At 63.3% G+C, this 22,510-nt stretch carries 20 protein-coding genes, 1 tRNA gene and 1 pseudogene; 16 read left to right on the top strand and 6 right to left on the bottom strand.

What is annotated here, in order from left to right:
- Window positions 1–2,145, top strand: a complete 2,145-nt coding sequence (gene recJ / locus DEIDE_RS04150; protein ID WP_012692693.1) for a single-stranded-DNA-specific exonuclease RecJ — start codon at window positions 1–3, stop codon at window positions 2,143–2,145.
- 287 nt (window positions 2,146–2,432) lie between these two features.
- Here the strand turns inward: recJ and DEIDE_RS04145 are convergent, their stop codons facing one another.
- Both DEIDE_RS04145 and DEIDE_RS04140 read right to left on the bottom strand, forming a co-directional pair.
- Window positions 2,433–3,455, bottom strand: a complete 1,023-nt coding sequence (locus tag DEIDE_RS04145; RefSeq protein WP_041227076.1) for an SIS domain-containing protein — start codon at window positions 3,453–3,455, stop codon at window positions 2,433–2,435.
- A gap of 190 nt (window positions 3,456–3,645) precedes the next feature.
- Window positions 3,646–3,722 (bottom strand) — tRNA-Arg (locus DEIDE_RS04140).
- A gap of 40 nt (window positions 3,723–3,762) precedes the next feature.
- Between DEIDE_RS04140 and DEIDE_RS04135 the strand changes: the two genes are divergently transcribed.
- From DEIDE_RS04135 to DEIDE_RS04125, 3 genes are all read left to right on the top strand, one after another.
- Window positions 3,763–5,643, top strand: a complete 1,881-nt coding sequence (locus tag DEIDE_RS04135; protein WP_012692691.1) for a peptidyl-prolyl cis-trans isomerase — start codon at window positions 3,763–3,765, stop codon at window positions 5,641–5,643.
- Between the two features lie 77 nt (window positions 5,644–5,720).
- Window positions 5,721–6,719, top strand: a complete 999-nt coding sequence (gene trpS, locus DEIDE_RS04130; RefSeq protein ID WP_012692690.1) for a tryptophan--tRNA ligase — start codon at window positions 5,721–5,723, stop codon at window positions 6,717–6,719.
- Window positions 6,719–7,495, top strand: coding sequence for a segregation and condensation protein A (locus DEIDE_RS04125; protein ID WP_012692689.1), 777 nt, complete (start codon window positions 6,719–6,721; stop codon window positions 7,493–7,495). The genes trpS and DEIDE_RS04125 overlap by 1 nt, the downstream gene beginning before the upstream one ends.
- 60 nt (window positions 7,496–7,555) lie before the next feature.
- Here the strand turns inward: DEIDE_RS04125 and argC are convergent, their stop codons facing one another.
- From argC to argF, 3 genes are read right to left on the bottom strand one after another with little or no spacing between them, the layout of a single operon-like run.
- Window positions 7,556–8,482 carry an N-acetyl-gamma-glutamyl-phosphate reductase gene (gene argC, locus DEIDE_RS04120; protein ID WP_012692688.1) on the bottom strand — a complete coding sequence of 309 codons (927 nt, stop codon included), beginning with the start codon at window positions 8,480–8,482 and terminating at the stop codon, window positions 7,556–7,558.
- Complete coding sequence (locus DEIDE_RS04115; protein ID WP_012692687.1) at window positions 8,479–8,994, bottom strand: NUDIX hydrolase; 516 nt, start codon at window positions 8,992–8,994, stop codon at window positions 8,479–8,481. Before DEIDE_RS04115 ends, argC begins: the two co-directional genes overlap by 4 nt.
- Window positions 8,995–9,023: 29 nt before the next feature.
- On the bottom strand, window positions 9,024–10,079 hold the full coding sequence (gene argF, locus DEIDE_RS04110) for an ornithine carbamoyltransferase (protein ID WP_012692686.1): 1,056 nt from the start codon (window positions 10,077–10,079) through the stop codon (window positions 9,024–9,026).
- A 126-nt stretch (window positions 10,080–10,205) separates the two neighbouring features.
- Between argF and DEIDE_RS04105 the strand changes: the two genes are divergently transcribed.
- From DEIDE_RS04105 to DEIDE_RS04070, 8 genes are all read left to right on the top strand, one after another.
- Entirely contained in the window at window positions 10,206–11,096 is an 891-nt protein-coding gene (locus DEIDE_RS04105) for an EamA family transporter (protein ID WP_041227073.1), read from the top strand.
- A 10-nt stretch (window positions 11,097–11,106) separates the two neighbouring features.
- Window positions 11,107–11,892 (top strand): histidinol-phosphatase HisJ, encoded by a 786-nt coding sequence (gene hisJ / locus DEIDE_RS04100; RefSeq protein WP_012692684.1) that lies wholly within the window; start codon window positions 11,107–11,109, stop codon window positions 11,890–11,892.
- Window positions 11,885–13,591: a DNA polymerase/3'-5' exonuclease PolX gene (locus DEIDE_RS04095; protein ID WP_012692683.1), complete on the top strand. Its 1,707-nt coding sequence runs from the start codon at window positions 11,885–11,887 to the stop codon at window positions 13,589–13,591. Before hisJ ends, DEIDE_RS04095 begins: the two co-directional genes overlap by 8 nt.
- Before the next feature lie 142 nt (window positions 13,592–13,733).
- Entirely contained in the window at window positions 13,734–14,900 is a 1,167-nt protein-coding gene (locus DEIDE_RS04090; protein ID WP_012692682.1) for an ABC transporter substrate-binding protein, read from the top strand.
- A gap of 95 nt (window positions 14,901–14,995) precedes the next feature.
- Window positions 14,996–15,970, top strand: coding sequence for a branched-chain amino acid ABC transporter permease (locus tag DEIDE_RS04085; RefSeq protein ID WP_012692681.1), 975 nt, complete (start codon window positions 14,996–14,998; stop codon window positions 15,968–15,970).
- Window positions 15,971–16,018: 48 nt separating this feature from the next.
- Entirely contained in the window at window positions 16,019–16,948 is a 930-nt protein-coding gene (locus tag DEIDE_RS04080) for a branched-chain amino acid ABC transporter permease (RefSeq protein ID WP_012692680.1), read from the top strand.
- On the top strand, window positions 16,945–17,712 hold the full coding sequence (locus DEIDE_RS04075; RefSeq protein WP_012692679.1) for an ABC transporter ATP-binding protein: 768 nt from the start codon (window positions 16,945–16,947) through the stop codon (window positions 17,710–17,712). Before DEIDE_RS04080 ends, DEIDE_RS04075 begins: the two co-directional genes overlap by 4 nt.
- Before the next feature lies 1 nt (window position 17,713).
- Window positions 17,714–18,424: an ABC transporter ATP-binding protein gene (locus tag DEIDE_RS04070; RefSeq protein WP_012692678.1), complete on the top strand. Its 711-nt coding sequence runs from the start codon at window positions 17,714–17,716 to the stop codon at window positions 18,422–18,424.
- Window positions 18,425–18,742: 318 nt separating this feature from the next.
- On the opposite strand, the gene DEIDE_RS04065 is transcribed toward DEIDE_RS04070, so the two are convergent.
- Window positions 18,743–19,942 carry a tetratricopeptide repeat protein gene (locus tag DEIDE_RS04065; protein ID WP_012692677.1) on the bottom strand — a complete coding sequence of 400 codons (1,200 nt, stop codon included), beginning with the start codon at window positions 19,940–19,942 and terminating at the stop codon, window positions 18,743–18,745.
- 331 nt (window positions 19,943–20,273) lie between these two features.
- On the opposite strand from DEIDE_RS04065, the gene coaE reads away from it, so the two are divergent.
- The 4 genes and pseudogenes from coaE (at window position 20,274) to DEIDE_RS19735 (ending at window position 22,489) form a co-directional block, all read left to right on the top strand.
- Window positions 20,274–20,921 carry a dephospho-CoA kinase gene (gene coaE, locus DEIDE_RS04060; RefSeq protein WP_012692676.1) on the top strand — a complete coding sequence of 216 codons (648 nt, stop codon included), beginning with the start codon at window positions 20,274–20,276 and terminating at the stop codon, window positions 20,919–20,921.
- A 35-nt stretch (window positions 20,922–20,956) separates the two neighbouring features.
- Complete coding sequence (locus DEIDE_RS04055) at window positions 20,957–21,985, top strand: PIN/TRAM domain-containing protein (RefSeq protein WP_012692675.1); 1,029 nt, start codon at window positions 20,957–20,959, stop codon at window positions 21,983–21,985.
- 73 nt (window positions 21,986–22,058) lie between these two features.
- Window positions 22,059–22,133, top strand: a pseudogene (locus DEIDE_RS19825) (hypothetical protein); the annotation flags it as partial.
- A 113-nt stretch (window positions 22,134–22,246) separates the two neighbouring features.
- Complete coding sequence (locus tag DEIDE_RS19735; protein ID WP_338032134.1) at window positions 22,247–22,489, top strand: GTP-binding protein; 243 nt, start codon at window positions 22,247–22,249, stop codon at window positions 22,487–22,489.
- Window positions 22,490–22,510: the final 21 nt, after the last annotated feature.

Below are 22,510 nucleotides of genomic sequence, written 5' to 3'. Positions count from 1 at the left end.
ATGAGCCGCATCCTTCCCATAGAGGCAGAGTGGCTGCTTGCGCCTCCGGCAAGCCGGGAGGCATTGCTGGAAACCATGCATACCTGGCGCGTGTCCCCGCCACTGGCACAGGTGCTGTACGGGCGCGGCCTGACGCCTGCTCTGCTTGATCCGCCGCTGGTCCTGACACCCAATCCAGCCTTACGTGAAGCCGCCCACCGTCTGGTACAGGCCATCAAGGCAAACAAGCGGATCCGTATTCATGGTGACTATGACGCCGACGGAGTCACCGCGACAGCAGTTCTTGTTCTGGGTCTCAGGGCGCTTGGGGCAGATGTCCACGGCTTTATTCCGCATCGTCTGAATGAGGGCTATGGCCTGCATCCCGACAAGATTGAGGAACATGCCGCAGGCTGCGACGTGATGGTGACCGTCGACTGCGGTGTCACCAACCTTGATGAGGTGCGCGGTCTCGTGGCCATGGGAGTCGAGGTCATGGTCACAGATCACCATGCCCCTGGCCCGGACTTTCCGGATGCCCTGGTGGTCCATCCGCACCTGACAGACCATTACCAACCAGACCTGCACAACCTGACGGGTGCTGGTGTGGCGTACCACCTGCTGTGGGCTGTGCATCAGGTGCTTGGGCTGAGTGCTCCACAGGAACTGGCGGCCCTGGCGACCCTGGGCACGGTGGCTGACGTTGCTCCTCTGATCGGGGAAAACAGGGCGCTGGTCCGGGCTGGACTGCAGGCAATGACCAGCACGGACCTGCCCGGCCTACGAGCACTGCTGGACTCCGGACGGGTCGCTCGTCCCACTGCACGCGACGTGGCTTTTATCCTGGCGCCCCGCATCAACGCGGCAGGGCGAATGGGTGAGGCGGACGTGGCCCTGGAGTTGCTGACCACCAGCAGTGCGCATGACGCCCGGCGGCTGGCCGAGTACCTGGAGATCCGCAATCAGGAACGGCGCAAATTGCAGGATGTGATGTTTGACCAGGCACTGGCCATCGCGGACCCGTCCCATCCGGCGTTGGTCGTCACCCACCCGGAATGGCATGCCGGCGTGATGGGTATTGTGGCCAGCAAGCTGCTGGAGACCTACCACAAACCGGTCTTTATCATTGCCCAGGGCAAGGGATCTGTGCGCAGTACTCCCGGAATCAGTGCGGTGGACGGCCTGCGTTACAGTGCAGACCTTCTCAAAAGGTTTGGTGGCCATCCTGGAGCGGCAGGATTCGCCATTCAGGAAGACCGTATCACCGCGTTTCAGGACCGTATTCATGCCTTTGCACGGCAATTTCCGCCGCCTTGTCCACAGGTGAGGCTTGACGCACCGCTCCCTACTCTGGGTGCGACACTTGACCTTCTGACGGAAGCCGCAGCGTTTGAGCCTTTCGGCCAGGGGCACGCGCCGCCGCTGTGGCATGTCCGTGATGTCCTCACCGAAACCCGGCTGGTCGGCAAACGCAGCGACAGCCTGCAGTTCAAGGTGGGTCCGTTGCGAGGCATCAAGTACGGCGAACGGGACGCCACCCCCGGAGAGCGTGACCTGGCCACACACCTGACGGCCAACGAGTGGCGAGGGCAGACGCGACTGGAATATCAAGGACAGGCTCTACGTACTCCCCAAAGTCTGCGCCTGGAAGGCGTAACTGCCGCGGGTCCACATCTGGCACGCCTGAACCCGAAGGCAGCGATGGAACATCTGCGTGCCGGAGCCAGTGCCTTTGCAGACGGCGCAGTAGCAGCCTACCTGCGTGACAACGTGCCTGGGCTGACCCTGGTACAGCCTGGGGAGGCCCACCCAGGCGGAGAGCTGATTCTGTATGCCCTGCCGCCTGAGGCAGACCTCCGGCTGTGGCTGAGTTCAGGCAAGGTGGCCTTTGCCTTCGGTCCCAAAACCCTGGCGGAACTGGAGGGCAGCCTGACGCGTCACCACCTGTCACCCCCGCAGGTGACGCCCCTGACAGGCGTTGATTCTGCCCAGATGGAGTGGGCCGCCGATGCCTACCGCAACTGGCAGTGGGCCCACCACCACCGCACGCTCGATGATGCCAGCTGGACCGCCAGCGTCTATGCCATGCTCGGCCTGCCGGTCCCGGAAGCTCAGCCACCGGGCCTGGAAGATTCAACTGAGCCGGCGCAAACTGTTTTTGCCTGAGGCTGGGAGCCTGAGCAGGAGGAAACCCCGCACCAGTTCAGGCAGCTGGGCCAAACTCCGACAAACGCCAATTGCTCGCAGAAAACCTGCTCCTGGCGGGACGCTCCACCCGTGACCATGGGCACCGTCTGCATACGGCACGTAAGGCCGCTGTGACGCTCTGTGATCATCCCCAGCATGGTTCCGGCAACACTGCCAGGAGAGAAATCTTCTGGCAGTGTTTTTCTTTGCGGTTATACCCTGATTCCACCAGATCTGGCCCTCAGACAGCTGACCTCGCACCACATTCAGCGGTCGTCAGAGTCATCCTCATCGTCGCCAGGGTCGTAGTCTTCTTCCACGTCCCCCTCCTCATCGTCATCCCGCCAGCCACCGATCACATCGGTGCGGCGCAGATCGTCCCGGCCCGCATTGAAGTTCAGGCGGTCGGCGTCCTCGCCGCTCAGGACCGCCTGGGCCAGACCCAGGACCGCGGGGTCTGCAGCGTCGGTGCTGTAGCGCTCAGCCAGGTAGGCGGCGACCCAGGCTCCGAAATACCACAGGGTCAGCTGCGCAGCGTACCCACTGGCTTCTCCGCCCGGATAAGGCACATGAATCACTTCGTCGATGCGGCTTTCCAGAATCTCGCGGGTCAGGTGCAGGGCAGGATCCGGGTCGCCCAGCAGCACTGCCACCTTCGCGTCGCCCTTTTCATGCTGAGCTTCGAACGCGCTGCTCACCACGGGCAGGGGGTCGCCGACGACCGGAACGGCCAGGGTCTTGCCCATGCGGGCCAGCAGCGCCTGCCAGGCGTGGGGAAGCGCGTCGGCATCGGGCGCTGCAAGCAGCAGTGGCATTCGCCCCCACAGGCTCCAGGCAAGGTCACGGGCGGGGTTGTCCTCTTCGACATGAGGAGCGCAGCGGGCGGCCAGATCGGTCATCAGGCGGTCAGCCGCCTGCGCCTGATCGCTGTGGCCAGTGGCATACGCGACGAACTGCGCAAAATGGTAGGTGGCGAGCGGACCACCGGGGACAAGGACATCAATCTCGCCCGGGGCGCCGCCGGTGCTGACGCGGCGGGTGCTTGCGCCAGCCACCTCGGCCAGATCACCGTAATCAGTAGCCGCTGCCTGTGCATCGGGGCTGCTCAGCACCAGCTGCGTTCCGCTGCGGGCCAGGACCTGCGGTGCAAAGCCCTGTGCGAGGTGGGCGGCCAGCGTGCCCTCGCCCACACCAACTACGGCATGGGGAGCCTCTTCCGGGCGGGTGGGGCCGGCATAGCTGCCAGGCAGAGCCAGCAGCAGGGACATCAGGGGGGACGCAGTACTCATGCGCCCAGGGTAACGCCCAGGCCACAAATCTGGGCTCAGACAACAGAGGAATTGCGGCCCAGTGGTCATTTTTGCTTCACGCTGCTTTAACCTGACATGCTAGACTTCTGCGCGTGCGCTTCCGGACAGCCCCCCCACGCGCGGGACAACAGCAAAACACCACCCCGGGGGGTGGCGTCTGTGTGTGGTGTGGTGCACTCGACTGGACTCGAACCAGTGGCCTTTGGCTCCGGAGGCCAACGCTCTATCCACCTGAGCTACGAGTGCAAAGCTCCGGTAACCTAGCATTTCGCCCCAAGGAGATCAAGTGAATAGAAAGAAGGTCGTGAACGGTCTGCTGATCGTTCTGGCATTACTGCTCGTGGTGGGGATGGCCTACCAGTTTACCCCTTCGCTGGGATCGCTGTTCAGCTCGCCGAATAAGGGCACTCCTGCCCTGGTTGTGAACGGCAAGACAGTCACTGCCGAGGAGCTTGACGGTGTGCGCCGCAGCAACCCGGTGCTGTCCAGCACCGACACCGGCATCCTGGGCGATGACTTCAAAACCTTTACCGTGGCCCAGAAAGTCCGGCAGGTCCTGGTGGCACAGGCCGCCAGTGACATCAAGGTCAGCCGCGACGATGTGAATGCAGAAGTCAAGAAGATCCGCGAAGCCAACAGCCTCACCGACAGCAAGGCCTGGACCGATGCGCTGCAGGGCGTTGGCCTGACTGACGCCACCTACCGCGCCCAGCTGCGCGAACAGCTCGCAGTCAACCGCAAGGTTGAAGAGCTGCGTAAGGCAGTGCCGGCGGCTACTGAAGCCGAAGCCAAGCTGTACTACGATCTCAACCCCGAGAAATTTCAGAGTGAAGCGCGCATCATCGGCCGTCAGATTGTGGTCGCCAAGGAGGCCAAGGCCAAGGAACTGCTTGCCCAGGTCCGTGGTGGAGCCGACTTTGCAGCCGTCGCCAAAGCCAACAGCACTGAGTTTGCTGACCGTGGCGGCGCACTTGGGCCTGTCGAGAACGGTAAACCGCGCCCGGTGGCCCAGGTGGCCCTCCCCGCCGAGGTAGGCGCAGCGGCTTTCGCGCTGACCAAGGGTGGAATCACCGACGTGGTGGCCAGCGGCGACAAGTTCTACATCGTTAAGGTCGAGCAGTACCTTGCGCCGGCCACCAAACCCTTTGCTGAGGCCAAGGCCGACGCCATCACGGCCGTCACCGAGCAGAAGAAGAATGCAGCGCTTGAAGAGTGGGTCGAGGGTCTGGAGAAAGACGTCAAGATCGAGGTCAAGGACCCGAACTGGCGCACCGAGAACCCCGTGGTCGCCACCGTGGGTGGTCAGAACGTCCGTCACTCTGACGTGATCAGCCAGGTCGTGGGCAACGAGCAGTTCGGCCAACTGCTGCAGCAGGTCCCCGGCGATCAGGCAGCACAGCTGGTCAACGGCATGCTCAAGCCTCAGGTCACCCAGCAGCTGATCTCCAGCTACGCAGCTCCTCAGATCGCCCGCTCACTGAAGCTTCCTGTGACCGGCACGCGCCAGGAAATGGCTGCCGCCATTGCCGCTTACGGCTCGCGCAACGTCAAGGTCACGGACGCCGATGTGCAGGCCTTCTACACCCAGAACAAGGCGCAGTTCCAGAGCCCGGCCACCGCTACGGTGGATGAGGCCAGCTTCAAGGACCGCAGCAAGGCACTGGCTTTCCGCAACACCTGGAACGGTCAGGGCAGCTTTGCCACTGCAGCCAGCAAGCAGGGCGGCACCGTCAGCGAACGCGGCAGTGTGACTGCTGGCGACGGCAAGCTGGGGCAGGAGCTGAACGCCGCCGTGTTCAGCGCCCGCACGCTCAAGAGTGCCGGTGAAGGCAGCCTGAGCGACGTGGTCAAGGTCGGCGAGCGCTACAGCGTGGCGTACGTGACGGACCTGAAACCAGCAACGACGCAGCCCCTGAGTGCTGTGCGTAGTCAGATTGAGTCCCAGGTGCTGGCCACCAAGCGCAACGAGGCTGGACAGGCATTCCTGGCCAAGCAGGTAGCAGCCCTGAATCCGACCGACAAACTCAAGGAAGTGCTGGCTGCCCAGGAAAAGCGCGTAGCTGCCGCCGCTCCTAAAGCGGCTCCGAAGACCGACAGCAGTAAGCCCAGCACCGGTGCGACTCCGGAAACAAAGTCAGACAGCGCCGCACCTCCAGCTGAAAAGTAAACGTTCCTGTTCCCCAGGCGGTCTCCCTTACCGGAGGCCGCTTTTGTGTGGGCCCGGGCCGCTAGAATCCTGGGGTTATGCCACGCGTGTTTTCAGGAATCCAGCCGACCGGCGAGCCCCACATCGGCAACTACTTCGGGGCCATGCAGAACTATGTCAAGCTCGGCAACCTGTACGGCAAGAACAGCATCTACTGCGTGGTGGACCTGCACGCCCTGACCAGCCCCACGTCCTTTGACCGTGAGCTGCTGGCCCAGCGGACCTTTGACATGGCGCTGGCCAACTTCGCGATAGGGCTCGATCCCCAGAAGGTCACGTTTTTCGTGCAGTCACACGTGCCTGAGCACCAGGAACTCAGCTGGATCTTTACCAACATCACGCCAGTCGGGGACCTGGAGCGCATGACCCAGTACAAGGACAAGACCGAGAAGCTCGAGAGCATCCCGGCTGGACTTTTGATGTACCCAGTGCTGATGGCTGCCGACATCCTGCTGTACAAGGCCGACACGGTGCCCGTCGGCGAGGATCAGACCCAGCACATCGAACTGACCCGTGAGATTGCCAGGAAGTTCAACCATGCGTTCGGTGAGACCTTCCCCGAACCGAAGGCAGAGTACAACCGGCAGGCCCTGCGGATCCCGGGGGTAGACGGGAACGGCAAAATGGGCAAAAGCAAGGGCGAGAGCAGCACCATTGGTCTGCTGGAGCCGCTGGACAGCATCTGGCAGAAGCTGCGGGTCGCGCCCACTGATCCGGCACGTGTGCGGCGCACGGACCCTGGTGATCCCGACAAGTGCCTGATCGGGGACTACCACAAGCTGTTTTCCGACCTGCCCACCATTGAGCTGGTCTACCAGGGCTGCCGCACCGCCGGGATCGGCTGCGTGGATTGCAAGAAGCTGCTGCTGCAGAGCATGACCGAACACCTGACGCCCATTCAGGAGCGTGCCCAGGAGCTGCGCGGCGATCCCGACTTTGTGCGTGACGCGCTGTCCCAGGGAGCACGTGAAGCGCGGGCCATCGCCGCACCCATCATGGAAGAAGTGCGCACGAAGGTTGGCTTCCTGAAGCTCTGATGCCGGTCCTGCTGACGGCGCGGCCGGCTGCGCAGACTGCGGCTTCTGGATTTACGGTTCGGCTGGGCGCTTTCGAGGGGAGCCTGACAGAGCTGGCCAGTGCCCTGCGTATGGGGGGGCTCATTCCTTCCGAGGTTCCATTGCTGCGGCTGACCCGTGAGGTGCTGGCCTGGGTTCAGGAGGTCACCGGGCAGAACCCCGCCTCATTTGCAGAAACCCATCCGGACCTGCTGCCGACCCTGGCAAATGTGATTGCCCTCAAAGCGCGGCTGCTGCTGCCGCAGCCCGAGGCGGATCCGGCGGATGACCCTTTTGGGGACACGCTGGACGATCCACTGGATGACCTGCTGCAGGGCGTAGAAGCATTGGCGCAACTTGACGCTCTGGTCGGCTTTCTGGCTGCGAGGCGCCGCGAGCGCGAAGGCATCATGCCGGCCCGTCCCGCGCCACTGGACCTTCCTCGCCGTGAACGCAGACGCAACCCACAGGGCAGCCTTGCCAGGCTGGTCAAAGCGGCCCAGAACGCGGTCCGGCAGGTGGATGTGCCGCTGCTGGCCCGTGACCGCCTGACCCTGGCAGACGCGCTGGATGCCCTGAAGGCCTTTGGAGGGCGGCTGCGCACTTTCACCTTCCGTGGCATTCCAGCTCAGGGCTGGGGCGAGCAGACCACCTATTTTGCCGCGCTGCTTGAAGGGGTCAAGGAAGGCAGCTTCACTGTGCAGCAGGATGAATGCTATGGAGACATTCAGGTGGTGTCTGAGCTGCCTCAGGAGTAACAGTAAACCGGGCGGCAGGCACGCGCCACCCCGCCCGGTTGCCCCGTACAGGCAGCAGGTTCAGGCGTCGGGCAGGCCCAGCATCAGGTTGAGGTTCTGCACGGCCGCGCCACCGGCCCCTTTCCCCAGGTTGTCCAGCCGGGCAGCCAGCACAGCGCGTTCGCCGTCCTGGCTGGCGTACACGAACAGGTCCAGATCGTTGGTGCCGTTGAGTGTCTGTGGATCGAGAATCTCCGGGTTGCTCTCCATTGCAGCAACGCGCACATACTTCTGCCCGGCATAGTGTGCGGTCAGTGCGCCGTGGAGCGCCTGGGCCGAAACACCGAGATCACTCAGGTGCAACGGAATGGTTACCGTCATGCCCTGTGCCCAGGCGCCGACATTCGGCGTGAAGATGGGCGTCCGGCTCAGCCCCCCATAACGCATGGTCTCCGGGATGTGCTTGTGGCCCAGCCCCAGCGCGTAACTCAGGAACGGGCCACGCATGGGGTGAGCTTCTCCCTTCTCGTGTGCATCCACCAGGGCCCGACCACCGCCGGTGTAGCCGCTGTAGCCCTGAATGCTGACCGGGAAGTCGGCACTCAGCAGGCCGGCAGCAGTCAGCGGGGCAAGCAGCGCAATAGCGCCGGTGGAATAGCAGCCGGGGTTCGCGACATAACGTGCGGCGCGAATACGGTCTGGCTGTTGAGCGCTGAGTTCGGGAAATCCGAAGACCCACTCGGGGTGGACGCGGTGGGCCGTGCTGGCGTCCAGAAGGCGGGCCTCGGGATTGGTGGTCAGGGCCACCGCTTCACGAGCCGCATCATCGTGCAGACACAGGATGCTGACGTTGGCAGCGTTCAGCAGTTCGGCACGCGCCTGGGGGTCCTTGCGGCGGGCGGGGTCAATGCTCAGCAGCTCAAGATCGGTGCGGCCTGAGAGCCGGGCGCGGATCTGCAAGCCGGTGGTGCCGGCCTCACCGTCGATAAATACGCGGGGTCTGGTCATGTCAGTTGGTCTCCGTAGCACAGGCGCACCAGCTCAGCCAGGTCACCTTTGGCGGGGTCTCCGGCCTCGATGCGCCGCAGTAACTCGCAGGGGGTAAGCCACCAAGCTTCGCTGAAATCATCCCGGTTATAGTCGGGCGCTTGGTCCGTATGAATTTCATAGACGCGCATGAAGGCACTGAGCGCCGTTTCAAACGGTGAGAAGGCGGCTCTTTCTCTCCAGCTGATCATATCAAGGTCAATATGAAGTTCTTCCTGCGTTTCCCTACGGAACGCCTCCACATAGTCCTCGCCACTGTCGACATGGCCGCCGACACTCATGTCGAGGCAGCCAGGAAACATACGTTTGTGCATGGTGCGTCGGGGAATCCATAACTGGCCATGGCTGTTGACCAGAAACGCATTGATAACACGGACCGGCAAGCTCCGTGCCCAGGCCTCATCCCGGGTGACTCGGCCAATCACTTCGTCGCGCTTGTTCACCCGGTCCAGCCATTCCACGCCTGCGGTCATGGCTCCGATTGTCCTCCGCTGGCCAGCACTCACCAGCGGGGCTTCAGGTGACCCATCAGGTGGTACATCAGGGCCTTCTGTGCATGCAGGCGGTTCTCGGCCTGATCGAACACCCGGCTCTTGGGGTGCTCGGTGGCTTCCGGTACGGTTTCCTCACCGTAGTGCGCAGGCAGACAGTGCAGGAAAATGCCGTCCGTGGCAATGGTGTCGAGCATGGCCGGGGTGACCTGGTATCCACGGAAGGCGCGGCGGCGGATATCTGCCTCGGCCTCCATGCCCATGCTGATCCACACGTCGGTGTACAGCACGTGGGCTCCCTCGATAGCGCCCAGGTCATTGGTCAGCGTGACGTTCGCGCCGCGCCTGACTGCGTCCATCAGCACCGCACCGTTGGGCTCGTAGCCCACAGGAGTCACGATGGTCACTTCAGTACCGGTGAGGATGCCCATGTGGATGTGGCTGTTGGCCAGGTTGTTGCCGTCTCCGATGTACACGACCCGGCGGCCCCGCAGGTCCGTGCCGAATTCTTCCTCGATGGTCTGGTAGTCGGCCAGCAGTTGTGCCGGGTGCAGCATGTCCGACAGCCCGTTGATCACCGGAATGCTGGCGTGGTCAGCCAGTTCGTTCAAGGTCTGTTGCAGGTAGACCCGGCCCATCACGCCGTCTACCCAGCGCTCCAGGTTGTGCGCAACGTCGCTGACGCGCTCTCGCGTGCCCAGACCGATCTCGGCATTGGACAGGGTGATGGCGTGGCCGCCCAGCTGGTACATGCCGACGTCAAAGGTGGTGCGGGTGCGCAGGCTGGCCTTTTCAAACACCAGCGCCAGGCTGAGGCCGGCAAGCGGCTTGACCTCACGCCATTCGCCGCGTTTCATGGAGTGGGCCGTATCCATCACCACCCGCAGCTCAGCCGCCGACATGTCGAGGTTGCTGAGAAAGTCGCGGCCCGCAAGCACAGGACTGGGAAGCTCGGCAGCGGTCAGGAGTGTGTTTTTATTCTCCACGCGTCGGTCGCCCTTTAGTGCCTTTTGTGCAGTCTTGGCGGGCTTTTTTTCAGTTTTAGCAGAGCGGGCGACTTTCGTCATAGAGCGAAAGTATACGCTACTCGTGTGTAAGTATGCATCAGTGTTCCTGCGTGTCCAGCAGTGACGCACGTTTTCGGGGAGTGCACCCTGGCCCGCAGTACACTCCCCGCAATGACTGCCGCGCCCATGACCATACGAAGCCTGGGCCTGGCCCTCCTGATCACCTTTATCTGGGGGGTCAATTTTGTGGTCATCCGCTGGTCGGTCGACGACGCCCCGCCTCTGCTGGTGGCCGCGCTTCGTTTTCTGGTAGCGGCAATTCCAGCTGTATTTTTCGTACCGCGGCCAGCAGTATCAGGGCGCATTCTGTGGGGTTATGGGCTGGCGGTAGGTGTGGTTCAGTTCGGGCTGCTGTACCTGGCCATTTCGCTGGGCATGAGTGCCGGCATGGGCAGCTTGCTGATGCAGACCCAGGCGTTTTTCACGGCGCTGCTGGCCGCGCGCCTTCTGGGCGAGAAGATCGCGCCCTGGCAGGCCGCTGGAATGTCTCTGGCCTTTATCGGCATGGCCGTGATCGGAGCCATGGCCGGTGGCGATGTGCCTCTGTTTCCGCTGCTGCTGACCCTGACAGCCGCACTGGGATGGTCGGCCAGCAACCTGTTGGTCCGGGCATCGGGGCAGGCCAACGTGTTCTCGCTGGTGATCTGGAGCAGCCTCATTCCACCGATCCCGCTGGCGCTGCTGGCAGGACTGACCAGTGGATGGGACACCGTAGTCCAGGCCCTGACCAACGGCGGGGCCATGTTCTGGGGAGCGGTACTGTTCATGGGGCTGGGCAATACAGTGCTGGGGTTCGGCATCTGGGCCGCGCTGATACAGCGGCACGGGGCTTCCCGGGTTGCGCCTCTGTCGCTGCTGGTGCCGGTGTTCGGGATGCTGGCCAGCGCACTCGTGCTGCAGGAGGCCTTTCCTCCGGGCAAGATTGCCGGCGCGCTGCTGGTGCTCGTGGGTCTGCTGCTGCATGTCTTTGGTGCGCGATTCTTTACCCGCCCGGCGCTGGCCGGGACGCAAGGGTAGCCTGTGAGGCATGACCTCTACCCTGTTTGACTCGCACATGCACACGCCGCTGTGCGGCCATGCGGCGGGCACGCCACGTGAATACGCCAAGGCCGCACTGGACGCGGGACTGACCGGCCTGTGCTTTACCGACCACATGCCTATGCCTGCGTGGTATGACGCTCCCTGGCGCATGCGTCTGGACCAGCTGGAGCAGTACATCGAGGAGGTGCGCAGTGTCCAGGCCGATTTTGCCGGTGAGCTCGACGTGCGTCTGGGCCTGGAGGCAGACTTTCACCCCGGCACCGAACGCTTTGTCGAACGCGTCCTGACAGCACACAACTGGGATTACGTGATCGGCAGCGTGCATTACCTGGGTGCCTGGGGATTTGACAACCCAGAGTTTGTCGCCGAGTACGAGGCGCGTGACCTGACAGAGCTGTACGCCAGTTACTACGCGCTGGTCGAAGACGCCGCACGGACCGGGCTGTTCGACGCCATCGGCCATCTGGACCTGCCCAAGAAATTCGGGCACCTGGATACCGATGGGCACGCCGCCCTGCATGCTCTGGACGTCATTGCCGAACGCGGCCTGAGCCTGGATTTCAACACCGCCGGCTGGCGCAAGCCGGTGGCCGAAGCCTATCCGGCGCCGGACCTGACCCGGGCAGCGGCGACCCGAGGCATTCCTTTCGTGCTGGGCAGCGACGCCCACCGTCCCGACGAGGTGGGCCACCGTTTCGCCGACGCCCTGAAACAGATTCATGACGTGGGAGGCCGCACAGTCACCTACCTTGCCCGGGTGCGTCATGGCTGAGGTGACCCGCAAGGCACTGGTGGGCGTCCTGAAAACCACCGCCGACCTGCTGGACCTGCTGCATCTGGAGGCTTTCCGGGCGCAGGCCTACCGCAGCGCTGCCCGGAGCCTGGAAGCCACCGAGACGGACGTGGACGCGCTGCTGGATTCGGGCTTTGCTGGAGTCCCGAAGGTAGGCCGGGGCATCGCGTCAGAACTGCAGGCGTATGCGGCGTCCGGAGCGTTCGGGCCGCTGGAAGACGCGGCCAGCCAGGTGCCGCCGGGCGTGCTGGGGCTGTTCCGGGTGCGTGGGCTGGGCCCAAAGAAGATCCGCACACTGTGGGACACCGGCATCGATTCACTGGAGACACTGCGCGAAGCTTGCCGCGACGGCCGGGTGGCGGCCATCAAGGGATTCGGGGCCAGAAGTGCCGCGGGGATTCTGGATGCGGTGGAATTCGCGCTGGCCGCACAGGAGCGTCAGCACCTCAGCACCGCGCTGGACGTCAGCGAGATGCTGACTGCGCAGCTGGAAGGCCTGGACCCCCGCATTTCGGGTGAGGTCGGTCGGGGGCTGGAGACCGCCCGGGCTGCCCTGGTCACCGTCACGGCGACAGCCGCCGAGCTGCAGGGCAGGCTGGCTGGTCTGGTTGAGGACCTGCAAACAGAAGCGGACCAGCCCTTGCTTTCAGGGCACATTGACGGGGTGCCGGTGGAGGTGGCCTACGCGCCTGCTGAGGCGCGCGGCGCCCTGGACCTGCTGATGGGCGGCGCCGCAACTTACCGCGATGAAGTCGAGGGCCGCGCCCAGGCGCAAAAACTGACGCTGAGCAGGGAGGGCCTGCACCGCGGAGCCACATTGTTGCCTACCCCGACGGAGGCCGACGTTTTGCGAGCACTCGAACTGCCGTACCGTCCGGCAGAATACCGGGAGCCGGAGCACGACAGTATCTGGGAAAGCCTGCCCACACCTGAGAAGCTGGTCACGGTGGCCGATCTGCGGGGCATGCTGCATACCCACTCGGTCTGGTCCGACGGCGCAGCAACGATTGCTCACATGGCCGAAGAAGCGCTGCGGCTGGGCCACGAGTTTCTGGGGACCGGAGATCATTCACGTGCCGCGCATTACGCCAACGGACTCAGTATCGAACGTCTGCGCGCGCAACTGCGCGAGGTCCGTGAGCTGCAGGCTGCGGGTCTGCCCGTGGTGGCCGGTGCCGAGGTGGATATCCTGGAAGACGGCTCGCTGGACTACCCGGACGACATACTGGCTGAGCTGGACTACGTGGTGGCCAGCGTGCACAGCCACTTCACGCTGGACGCTGCCCGTCAGACCGACCGGCTGGTCCGCGCCGCCTCACATCCGCTGATCACCATTCTTGGGCATCCCACGGGCCGGCTGCTGCTGCGCCGCCCAGGCTACGCGATGGACCTGGACGCCGTTCTGGAAGCCTGCGAAGTGGCTGGCACGGTGGTCGAAATCAACGCCAACGCCTACCGCCTGGACCTGGACTGGCGCGACGTCCTGCGCTGGCGCGGGCGCCTGACCTTTGCCGTCAATACGGACGCCCACGTGCCTGCTGGTCTGGCAGACACCCGATATGGGGTAGCGGTGGCCCGCAAGGCTGGCCTGACCCCTGCGCAGGTGGTCAATACGCTGAGCAGGACAGAGTTCCTGACGTTTGTGCAGCGGCAACGGGCGGGCCGGACTACCGCTTAGGCCACGTATTGCCCGGTAGCGAGTAAACGCGTTCCAGACAGCCCTGAGCGTTTCTGTTGACTTCCCCGCAGACCGCCCCCATAGTGAACGACACCAGACAGTTCAAAAGGGCGTCCGTTCGCGGTGCCGTGTGGAGGCATGCATGAAACCAGTAGGTTATGTCGGAGCACTTATTACAGCGGCGCTTGTCGCGTCGGCCAGTGCACAAAAGGTCGAACTTCCCATCAAGATCGGCGTGGCCCTGGCGCAGACCAGCAACACCGCCCTGCTGGGGCAGGAGCAGGTGATCGGCGCACGCTTTGCCGAGAAATACCTGAATGCCCGGGGCGGCATCAACGGTACGCCTTTCAAGCTGGTGTTCCAGGACGCAGCAGGCGACGAGAACAGCGCCATCAACGCCTTCCAGAACCTGATCAACAAGGAAAAGGTCGTGGGCATCGTGGGTCCGACGCTCTCACAGCAGGCCTTTGCTGCTGACCCCATTGCCGAGCGTGCCCGGGTGCCCGTCCTGGGGCCGAGTAACACCGCCAAGGGCATTCCGCAGATCGGAGACTACATTGCGCGCGTCTCCGCACCCGTGGCCGTGGTGGCCCCCAATGCCATCAGGCAGGCGCTCAAGCTTGACCCCAAGATCAAAAAGGCAGCGGTGCTGTACGCCCAGAACGACGCCTTCTCGGTATCGGAAACTGGCACTTTCCAGGAAACAGCCAAGGCCCAGGGGCTGACCCTGGCCACCGTGCAGAAATTTCAGACCACAGACACTGATTTCACCACCCAGGTGACCGCTGTCCTGAATTCTGACGTGGACCTGGTAATCATCTCGGGCCTGGCAGCCGACGGGGGCAACCTGGTCAAACAGCTGCGCCAGTTGGGCTACAAGGGGCTGATTATCGGGGGCAACGGCCTGAACACCAGCAACGTGTTTCCGGTCTGCCAGAAATTCTGTGACGGTGTGATCATCGCTCAGGCCTACAGCCCCGCCCAGCCCAGCGCGGCCAACCAGGTGTTCGTCAAGGACTACCGCGCCCAGTACAAGAAAGACCCGCCCCAGTTTGCTGCCCAGGCCTACGCCGGGGTGCAGGTCATGGTCGAGGCACTCAAGGCGATTGACCGCAAGAAGAAGCTCAGCACCTGGGATCTCGATGACCTGCGGGTTGCCCTGAACAAGCAGATTCTGGTCGGCAAGTACAACACGCCACTGGGGCCCATCAGCTTTGACAAGGAAGGCGAGGTTAACCAGCGCGATTTTTACGTTGCGCAGATTCGCATGAAAGACGCCAAAACTGGCTCGTTCGTGTACCTGAAGTAAAGCGGTATCCAGGGCGGGCCGCCAGCCTTCGCGCATGAAGCTGGCGGCCTCGCTTTGAATACAAACGGCGTTTTGGGCATCCTGCCGGAGGTTGCATGGAATTCAGTCAACTCGTTCAGAACACCATGAACGGCCTGGCCATAGGAAGCGTGTACGCGATTTTCGCGCTGGGATACACGCTGGTATTTTCGATTCTGGGCATCATCAATTTTGCTCATGGCGCTGTCTTCACGCTGGGTGCCTATTTCACCTACACCCTGGTGGTGGGCCAGTTCGAGAACAACGGCCTGCTCAAGGGCATCAACCTGTTTCCAGACGGCTCTCCTTTTTCCGGAAGCGCGCTCAGCTTTGGCCTGGCCACCCTGATCGGCGCAGTGCTGGCCGGTCTGGTGGCGGTGCTGATCGAACGGCTGGCCTTCCGGCCCATGCGGGCCCGCGGCGCCGATCCGCTGCTGGCCCTGGTCAGCAGCCTGGGGGTAGCGCTGGTGCTCGTCAACCTGATCCAGCTGCTGGTGGGCGCAGAAATTTACAACTTCCCCTCCAACGCTTATGGGGAAGTCAAACCTGCCCTGGCCTTCCAGATCGGGGACAAGACGGTCGTGATCCGCACAGTGCAGATCATCATCTTCCTGGTAAGTCTGGTCATGCTGGCCATCCTGGGGTACGTTATCGGGCGCACCAAGATCGGCAAAGCGCTGCGGGCCGTGGCCGAAAACCCAGGAACAGCCAGCCTGCTGGGCATCAGCGTAGACCGCTTCATCCTGATCACCTTTTTCCTCTCGGGATTTCTCGGCGGACTCGCGGGAACATTGGTAGGTACAGCCTTTGGTGTGGCAGGCCCCTACTTCGGCGTGACCTACGGGCTTAAAGGGCTGGCAGTCATCGTCCTGGGCGGTCTGGGCAGTATTCCAGGCGCAGTGCTTGGTGGGCTGGTCATCGGTCTGGCTGAAGCGTTCGTTCCGGCCGACTACAGCGCGTACAAGGACGCTGTGGCCTTCGCGCTGCTGTTTGTGATTCTGCTGGTACGCCCCCAGGGTCTGCTGGGCAAGGCCGTCATTCAGAAAGTCTGACCGCCGCGGCCTTCCCCCCTTTGACCCGGCCCAGTTTCCAGAGGTGAAATGAACGACTTTGTCTCCACGTACGGATTTCTGATCGTCACGCTGCTGCAGGCTGGCCTGCTGGGCCTGAGCCTGTATTTTCCACTCCAGGCCGGCCAGCTCAGTCTGGCCAGCCCTGGCTTCTACGCCCTGGGCGGCTATGTGGCGGCGATCATGCTGACCCATCCCACCTTTGCGGGGATACGCGACGCTCTGGGCCACGGCGTCTTCCCATTGACCTGGCTGGTTGCCGCATTACTGTCTGGTGTCCTGGGCCTGGTGGTCGGCATACCGGCGCTGCGGCTCCGCGGCATCTATCTGGCGCTGGCCACCATCGCCTTCGTGGAAATTCTGCGCGTGCTGTCGCTGAACCTTCAGATCACTGGCGGCGCCATCGGTATTTTCGGTATTCCCCAGGCGTTCGGTTTTCAGGACCGCTGGCAATACGTATTTCTGTTCGGGCCGCTGCTGGTGCTGACCCTGCTGTTCGCCTACCAGCTGGAGCGCTCCCGTGTCGGCCGCGCCCTGCGCGCCATCCGGGAAGATGAACTGGCCGCCGACGCCATGGGCGTTCCGCCGACCCGCTACAAGGTGCTGGCTTTCGTTATCGGAGCTGTGCTGGCCGGCATCGTCGGCTCCATGAGTGCGCCGTTCCTGAACACGTGGAATGCCAAGCAGGGGACCTTCGACGCCTCGATTGCCATTCTGGCTTTTGTGCTGATCGGGGGCTCACGCAATATCTGGGGCCCGGTGGTGGGCGGAGCCCTGCTGACGGCTGTGCCGGAGGTACTGCGCTTTCTCAGTGACTGGCGCCTGATCATCAACGGGCTGGTGCTGGTGGTGGCCAGCCTGTACCTGCCTCAGGGCATCGTGGGCGCGCTGGAGCGCCTGCGCCGGCCCCGACCTCCCGAGCGCCCTGCCGCCCTGCCCCCCGCCGAGGTACGCCCATGAGTGCCCGCGACGTGGTGCTTGAGGCGCGCAATATGACCCGGCGCTTCGGCGGGCTGGTGGCTGTCAACAACGTCAGCTTTGATGTCACCGAGGGAGAGATCTTCGGTCTGATCGGACCCAACGGTGCAGGCAAGACCACCCTCTTCAACCTCATGACCGGCCTCACCCCGCCCAGTACCGGCACCCTGACCTACCGTGGTCAGACCGTCACTGGTCTGGCGCCCCACCGGATCGCGCAGGCGGGCCTCAGCCGAACCTTCCAGAACATTCGTCTGTTCCGTGGCCTGAGCGCCCTGGAAAACGTGAAAATCGCGCAGCATACGCGCACGCACGCCGGAATATGGCGCGGCGTGTTTGGCCAGGCCCGCGCCGAGGAATTGCAGGTTGAACGCCGCGCCTGGGAACTGCTGGATCTGGTGGGCCTCAGCGACCGGGCCGGTGAAAGTGCCGGGAACTTCAGCTACGGAGATCAGCGCCGCCTCGAAATTGCACGCGCCCTGGCCACCGAACCGCGCGTGCTGCTGCTCGATGAACCGGCCGCCGGAATGAACACCGCCGAGAAGGGAGCGCTCACGGCCTTTATCCGCGAGGTCCGCGACCAGTTTGACCTGACCGTGCTGGTTATCGAACACCATGTGCCGCTGGTCATGGGTCTGTGTGACCGCGTGGCCGTGCTGAATTTCGGTGAGCTGATTGCGATCGGGGACCCGGTCAGCGTGCAGCGCGACCCCAAAGTGATCGAAGCGTACCTGGGAGGCGAGTAATATGGCCCTGCTGGAAATTGAACGGCTCAGCGTGAATTACGGCGCCATCCAGGCAATTCGGGACATCAGCCTGAGTGTGGAGGAAGGCGAGGTGGTCACCCTGATCGGGGCCAACGGCGCCGGAAAGACCACCACCCTGCGGGCCGTCTCGCGCATGATGCGGCCTGTGAGCGGCCGCATCATGTTCGCCGGGCGCGACATTACCCGTATTCCAGCCGATGAGGCGGTCAGGATCGGGATTGCCCAGAGTCCTGAGGGCCGGCAGGTGCTCGCGCGCCAGAGCGTGCAGGACAATCTGGAGCTGGGCGCGTATACCCGCCGGGACGCGGCCGAGGTCAAGGGTGACATTTCCCGGATGTACGAACGCTTCCCACGTCTGGGCGAGCGCCGCCATCAGCTGGCCGGTACGCTCTCGGGTGGGGAACAGCAGATGCTGGCCATCGCGCGCGCCATGATGAGCCGCCCTCGTCTGCTGCTGCTCGACGAGCCCAGTCTGGGTCTGGCGCCCATCATCGTGCGGGAAATCTTCTCGATTATCCGCGAGCTCAACGAGCAGGGCACTACCATTCTGCTGGTCGAGCAGAACGCCAAGCTGGCCATGAACAGTTCCAACCGCACCTACGTGCTGGAAGCCGGGCAGATGACCTTCACGGGTCAGAGCGCGCAGCTGGTCAACGACGAACGCGTCCTGCACGCCTACCTGGGCGGGTAAACAACCGCTCTCATATCACTTCAGATGGACCGGGCGGACTCCCCTCACAGAGCCGCCCGGTCCACATTTCCCTGCGCTGATGGTCGCGCCCTGCCCGACCTCCGGGAACCTGTGGTCCGGTCCCCCCGCCTTCTGCGGGCGAAGCCGCTCAAGGCGACTTCAGAAGCGCCAGGAAGCCACTGCCTGAAGTCCCTCCACATTAAGTGATTTTCTCTGACACAGACCTGTCCGGCATGACCTTCACCAGGACAGCTGGCTATACATCAAAAACAGCCGGCCCAACTTGAGGCCGGCTGTGCAGGTGTACAAGGAACACGATCAGCGGAGGCGGTTGAGGCCCTCCTGGGCCAGCCGGTGTCCGGGGTCCAGACGCAGGGCCTGCTCGTAGTTGGCCCGGGCCTTCAGACGGTCCGGAGCCAGCCCTGTGGCGCTGCGCTCGTAGGACAACCCCAGGTAATAGGCATACTCCGCCGTGTTGCTGCCGAGCGCAGCAGCGCGCGTCAGGTTGTCACGGGCTGCGCGCAGTTCCCCGCTGTCCAGGCCCAGCCGGCCGAGATAGTAGTAGAACTCCGGGTAACGCAGGGCGTCGAGTTTCACGGCCTGCGTCAGCTGAGCGCGCGCTGTTGCAGGGTCCTTGGCCAGATAGCTGACCACTCCGTACTGGCCCACGGCGTAAGCGTTGGTCGGGGCAAGGCGGGCGGCCTGGGCCGCTTCAGCGCGGGCCGTCGCGACATTGCCACTCAGGGCCAGCAGCTTGGCATAGTAGGCACGGTTATAGGGATCTCCGGGATCAGCGATGACCGCCTGCTGCAGGAAGTCCAGTGCCATGGGCAGATTGCCGCTGGCGTAGTACATATCACCCAGGTTGTACAGGATAATGCTGTTGTCCGGATTCAGGCTGCTGGCCTGCTTGAAGGCCTCAATCGAACGGGTCACATCGCCCTGAAGCTTGTAGACGTATCCACGCTCGTTCCAGATCTTGCTGAGGTTCAGATTGCGGTCGGTGCCCTGCGCCTGCACCACTGTTTCTGCCGCCGTCAGCACACGCAGCGCTTCGGTCAGGTTGGCCGCCACGGTCTGGCGGTCACTGGTGCCGATGTACTGCTGCTGGTATGCCTGCGACAGCGCAATGTAAGCCGGGACATTGCGGGGATCGAGTGTAATCAGACGCTTGAGCGTGGTAATGGCCGGTCCGTACAGACGCACCCGTACCTGCGAGCGGCCCAGCAGCAACAGAGCCTCGGTGTTGGCCGGATCCATCTCCGACGCAGCGCGGAACGCCACGTAGGCCTGATCGAAATTGCCCTTGTTGTAATAGAAGATGCCCAGGGCAATGTAGTTGGCCACTGGCCGGACCGCTGGAGCGGCCGCAGGAGCCGCCTGAGCTGGGGCTGCAGGGCTCTGGACCGGCTGGGTCTGTGCAGGCTGGGTCGGATTGGGGGGAGTGGTCTGCGCGGTGGCGCCACCAAGGGCAGCGGCCACCATCAACAGGCCGAGGGTGCTAAAGCGTGAGTTCACTCGGAAACCTCCGTGAGGCTGGGGTGGGGCAACGGTCCATTGCAGGCGCTGCCGCGAAACCTGGCCCTGCCCGCAGAGGGGCAATGTTCATGATAGAGGAAATTGAATGACGCTCACGTGAAGTACCTGTGAGAGTCCGGGCGTTGTGGGCGACGCAGTGAAGGTACAGCAGCCCCACATCAGTGTCCAGGCCCCGGATGATTGCCAGCTGATGCCCCCTCTGAGCTTGGCCTGCTGCGGATGATCTATTTCAGTACACCAGGTCGCCTGACATGTTGTTCCATGGCCTGGGAACCCATCCGGCAGCATCAGGGCGCTACCCTACTTCACTGTGAGCAACCTCTCTGCTGACCTCCCGGCCTCAACTGCTTCCGTGCGGCGCCTGGGGCTGACCGGCAGTATCGGCTCAGGCAAGAGCACCGTGGCCAGGCTGCTGCGTGCACGAGGGCTCCTTGTCCTGGATGCCGATGAACAGGCCCGGCTTGTCACGGAGGAACCAGAGACTCTGGCACGCCTCGAGCAGGCATTTCCTGGTACGGTGCAGGGCGGCCGGCTTGACCGGGCTGCCCTGGCTGCACTGGCCTTTGCAGATCCGGCGCGCCTGTCTGAACTGGGAGCCATCACGCATCCACGAGTCCGGGCACGGATGCAAGTACTGGAAGCCCAGGCAGTGCAGTCGGGCGCGCGCTGGGTGGTGCACGATGTGCCGCTGCTGTTCGAAGGTGGCCTGGACGCAGGAATGGACGCGGTGCTGGTGGTGGACGCTCCACTGGAAACCCGCATACAGCGCGTGATGTCCCGCAGTGGCCTGAACCGTGAGGAGATCATGCTGCGTGACGCCCGGCAACTGCCGGCCGCACAGAAAAGAGCGCGGGCGACAGCGGTGCTGGACAACACCGGCGATCTGGAGGATCTGGACCGTCAGCTGAGTCAGGTCCTCAGGCAGCTGGGCATCTCACCTTCCGTGTCCGGAAGCTGAATTGCCTTTAGCCCCCAGCAGGTACACTACGGAGCGTGCTGGCCATCCGACTGCTAATTGTGCTGCTGGGCCTGACTGCAGGCCTGCTGGCCGGACAGGCCCTGGCTCTCTCTCTCCCTTCTGAATTGGCTGTGGTCAACACGCTGAGCCTGATGCTGGCGGGTCTGCTGACTTCGGTTTTGTTGATGGCCCGCCTGGAACGGGTGGCGAGCAGCCGGCTCGACAGGCTGAACCGCTGGTACAAGCGACTGGCGCCGCGTACGGTAGCGGCGGCAACGCTCGGCCTGATCGTGGCGCTGCTGCTCAGCGTGCTGCTGGGTAACCTCCTGCGTGGGCTCCCCTTTTACTCGTGGGTGCTGAGCATTACGGTGACGCTGCTGCTGGCGGTATTCTTTGTGGGTTTCGCTGTGCGTCATGCCGACACCTTCGGGGTGTTTACGATGCCTCAGGCGCGCCGCAGGTCGGGGATGAAAATCCTGGATTCCAACGTCATTATCGATGGGCGCCTTCTGGATCTCGTGCGTGCTGGATTCGTGGAGGGTGAACTGGTTGTCCCAGGCTTTGTGCTGCGCGAGTTGCAGACACTGGCCGACCATTCCGACGCGCAGAAACGCACGCGTGGCAAGCGCGGCCTGAGCGTCCTTGAAGAACTGCGCACCATACGGCCCATGCAGGTTGACGACTGGGACGATATCAATGTGCCGACTGTTGACGACAAACTGATCCGGCTGGCGCGCGAAACAGGCGGCAAGCTGTTGACCAACGACACCAATCTCAGCAAAATCGCCAAGCTGCACGGTCTGGAAGTCATGAGCATCCATGAGGCAGCGGTGGCTCTCAAGCCCCAGGTGCAGGCTGGAGACCAGCTGGTGGTGACCATTACCAAAAGTGGCCAGCAGCAGGGACAGGGTGTGGGGTACCTGGAGGACGGCACCATGGTCGTGGTTGAGGACGGCCTGAAGTACCGTGGACGGGCCGCTCGGGTCCTGGTGGTCAACAACGTGCAGACCAACGTGGGCCGTATGATTTTTGCGCGTGTGGACCGCAGCAGCGACGCCGCCTGAAAGCCGGGCACCTTCAGGCGAAGCACTTTTATTCTCTTCTAATTGATATTGAATTATATTTTTCACTCTAAGCGTGCCGACGTCTGTGTCTGTATCCACTACCGTGCTATCTGGCTTCCTTGACGCTGGAGAAACCACCCTCCTCAAGCATCTGCTACGGCAGAACGAGGGGCGCAAAGCTGCGGTCACCGTCAGGCCGTCCACGAATTCGGGGCCATCCATGCGGGCGCCAGTCTGGTGGTATAGCCCGACGAGCAGACTATCGAACTCAGCAACGGGTGCATCTGTTGCACGCTGCGCAACTGTCTGCTGCATGCGGTCGATGATCTGCTCAAAACTCGTGAGCCCGACGTCATCCTGCTTGAAAGTACGGGCATCGGCGAGCCTCTGCCCATCGCAGAGAGCTTCTGCCTAAGACCAGAAGTCCTAGAGCTGGCGGCTGAGACGGGCCAGGCGCATGTGGACGCCATGATCACGGTACTCGACAGCGCTCTGGAGGTCTGACAGGCAGCAGCGCGTCCAGAC

It is taken from the genome of Deinococcus deserti VCD115, assembly GCF_000020685.1.
Taxonomy (GTDB): domain Bacteria; phylum Deinococcota; class Deinococci; order Deinococcales; family Deinococcaceae; genus Deinococcus; species Deinococcus deserti.
Note: the sequence above shows the minus strand (reverse complement) of the source record. Positions and strands in the feature narration are given on the sequence as shown.

Bases quoted from the DNA above. Each gene is read 5' to 3' on its own strand.
- argF (WP_012692686.1), bottom strand. From the start codon at position 10,079: ATGACGAAAGTCGCCCGCTCTGCTAAAACTGAAAAAAAGCCCGCCAAG.
- recJ (WP_012692693.1), top strand. From the start codon at position 1: ATGAGCCGCATCCTTCCCATAGAGGCAGAGTGGCTGCTTGCGCCTCCG.
- DEIDE_RS04115 (WP_012692687.1), bottom strand. From the start codon at position 8,994: ATGACCGCAGGCGTGGAATGGCTGGACCGGGTGAACAAGCGCGACGAA.
- DEIDE_RS04080 (WP_012692680.1), top strand. From the start codon at position 16,019: ATGAACGACTTTGTCTCCACGTACGGATTTCTGATCGTCACGCTGCTG.
- DEIDE_RS04070 (WP_012692678.1), top strand. From the start codon at position 17,714: ATGGCCCTGCTGGAAATTGAACGGCTCAGCGTGAATTACGGCGCCATC.
- DEIDE_RS04075 (WP_012692679.1), top strand. From the start codon at position 16,945: ATGAGTGCCCGCGACGTGGTGCTTGAGGCGCGCAATATGACCCGGCGC.
- DEIDE_RS04125 (WP_012692689.1), top strand. From the start codon at position 6,719: ATGCCGGTCCTGCTGACGGCGCGGCCGGCTGCGCAGACTGCGGCTTCT.
- argC (WP_012692688.1), bottom strand. From the start codon at position 8,482: ATGACCAGACCCCGCGTATTTATCGACGGTGAGGCCGGCACCACCGGC.
- hisJ (WP_012692684.1), top strand. From the start codon at position 11,107: ATGACCTCTACCCTGTTTGACTCGCACATGCACACGCCGCTGTGCGGC.
- trpS (WP_012692690.1), top strand. From the start codon at position 5,721: ATGCCACGCGTGTTTTCAGGAATCCAGCCGACCGGCGAGCCCCACATC.
- DEIDE_RS04090 (WP_012692682.1), top strand. From the start codon at position 13,734: ATGAAACCAGTAGGTTATGTCGGAGCACTTATTACAGCGGCGCTTGTC.
- DEIDE_RS04145 (WP_041227076.1), bottom strand. From the start codon at position 3,455: ATGAGTACTGCGTCCCCCCTGATGTCCCTGCTGCTGGCTCTGCCTGGC.
- DEIDE_RS04095 (WP_012692683.1), top strand. From the start codon at position 11,885: ATGGCTGAGGTGACCCGCAAGGCACTGGTGGGCGTCCTGAAAACCACC.
- DEIDE_RS04085 (WP_012692681.1), top strand. From the start codon at position 14,996: ATGGAATTCAGTCAACTCGTTCAGAACACCATGAACGGCCTGGCCATA.
- DEIDE_RS04105 (WP_041227073.1), top strand. From the start codon at position 10,206: ATGACCATACGAAGCCTGGGCCTGGCCCTCCTGATCACCTTTATCTGG.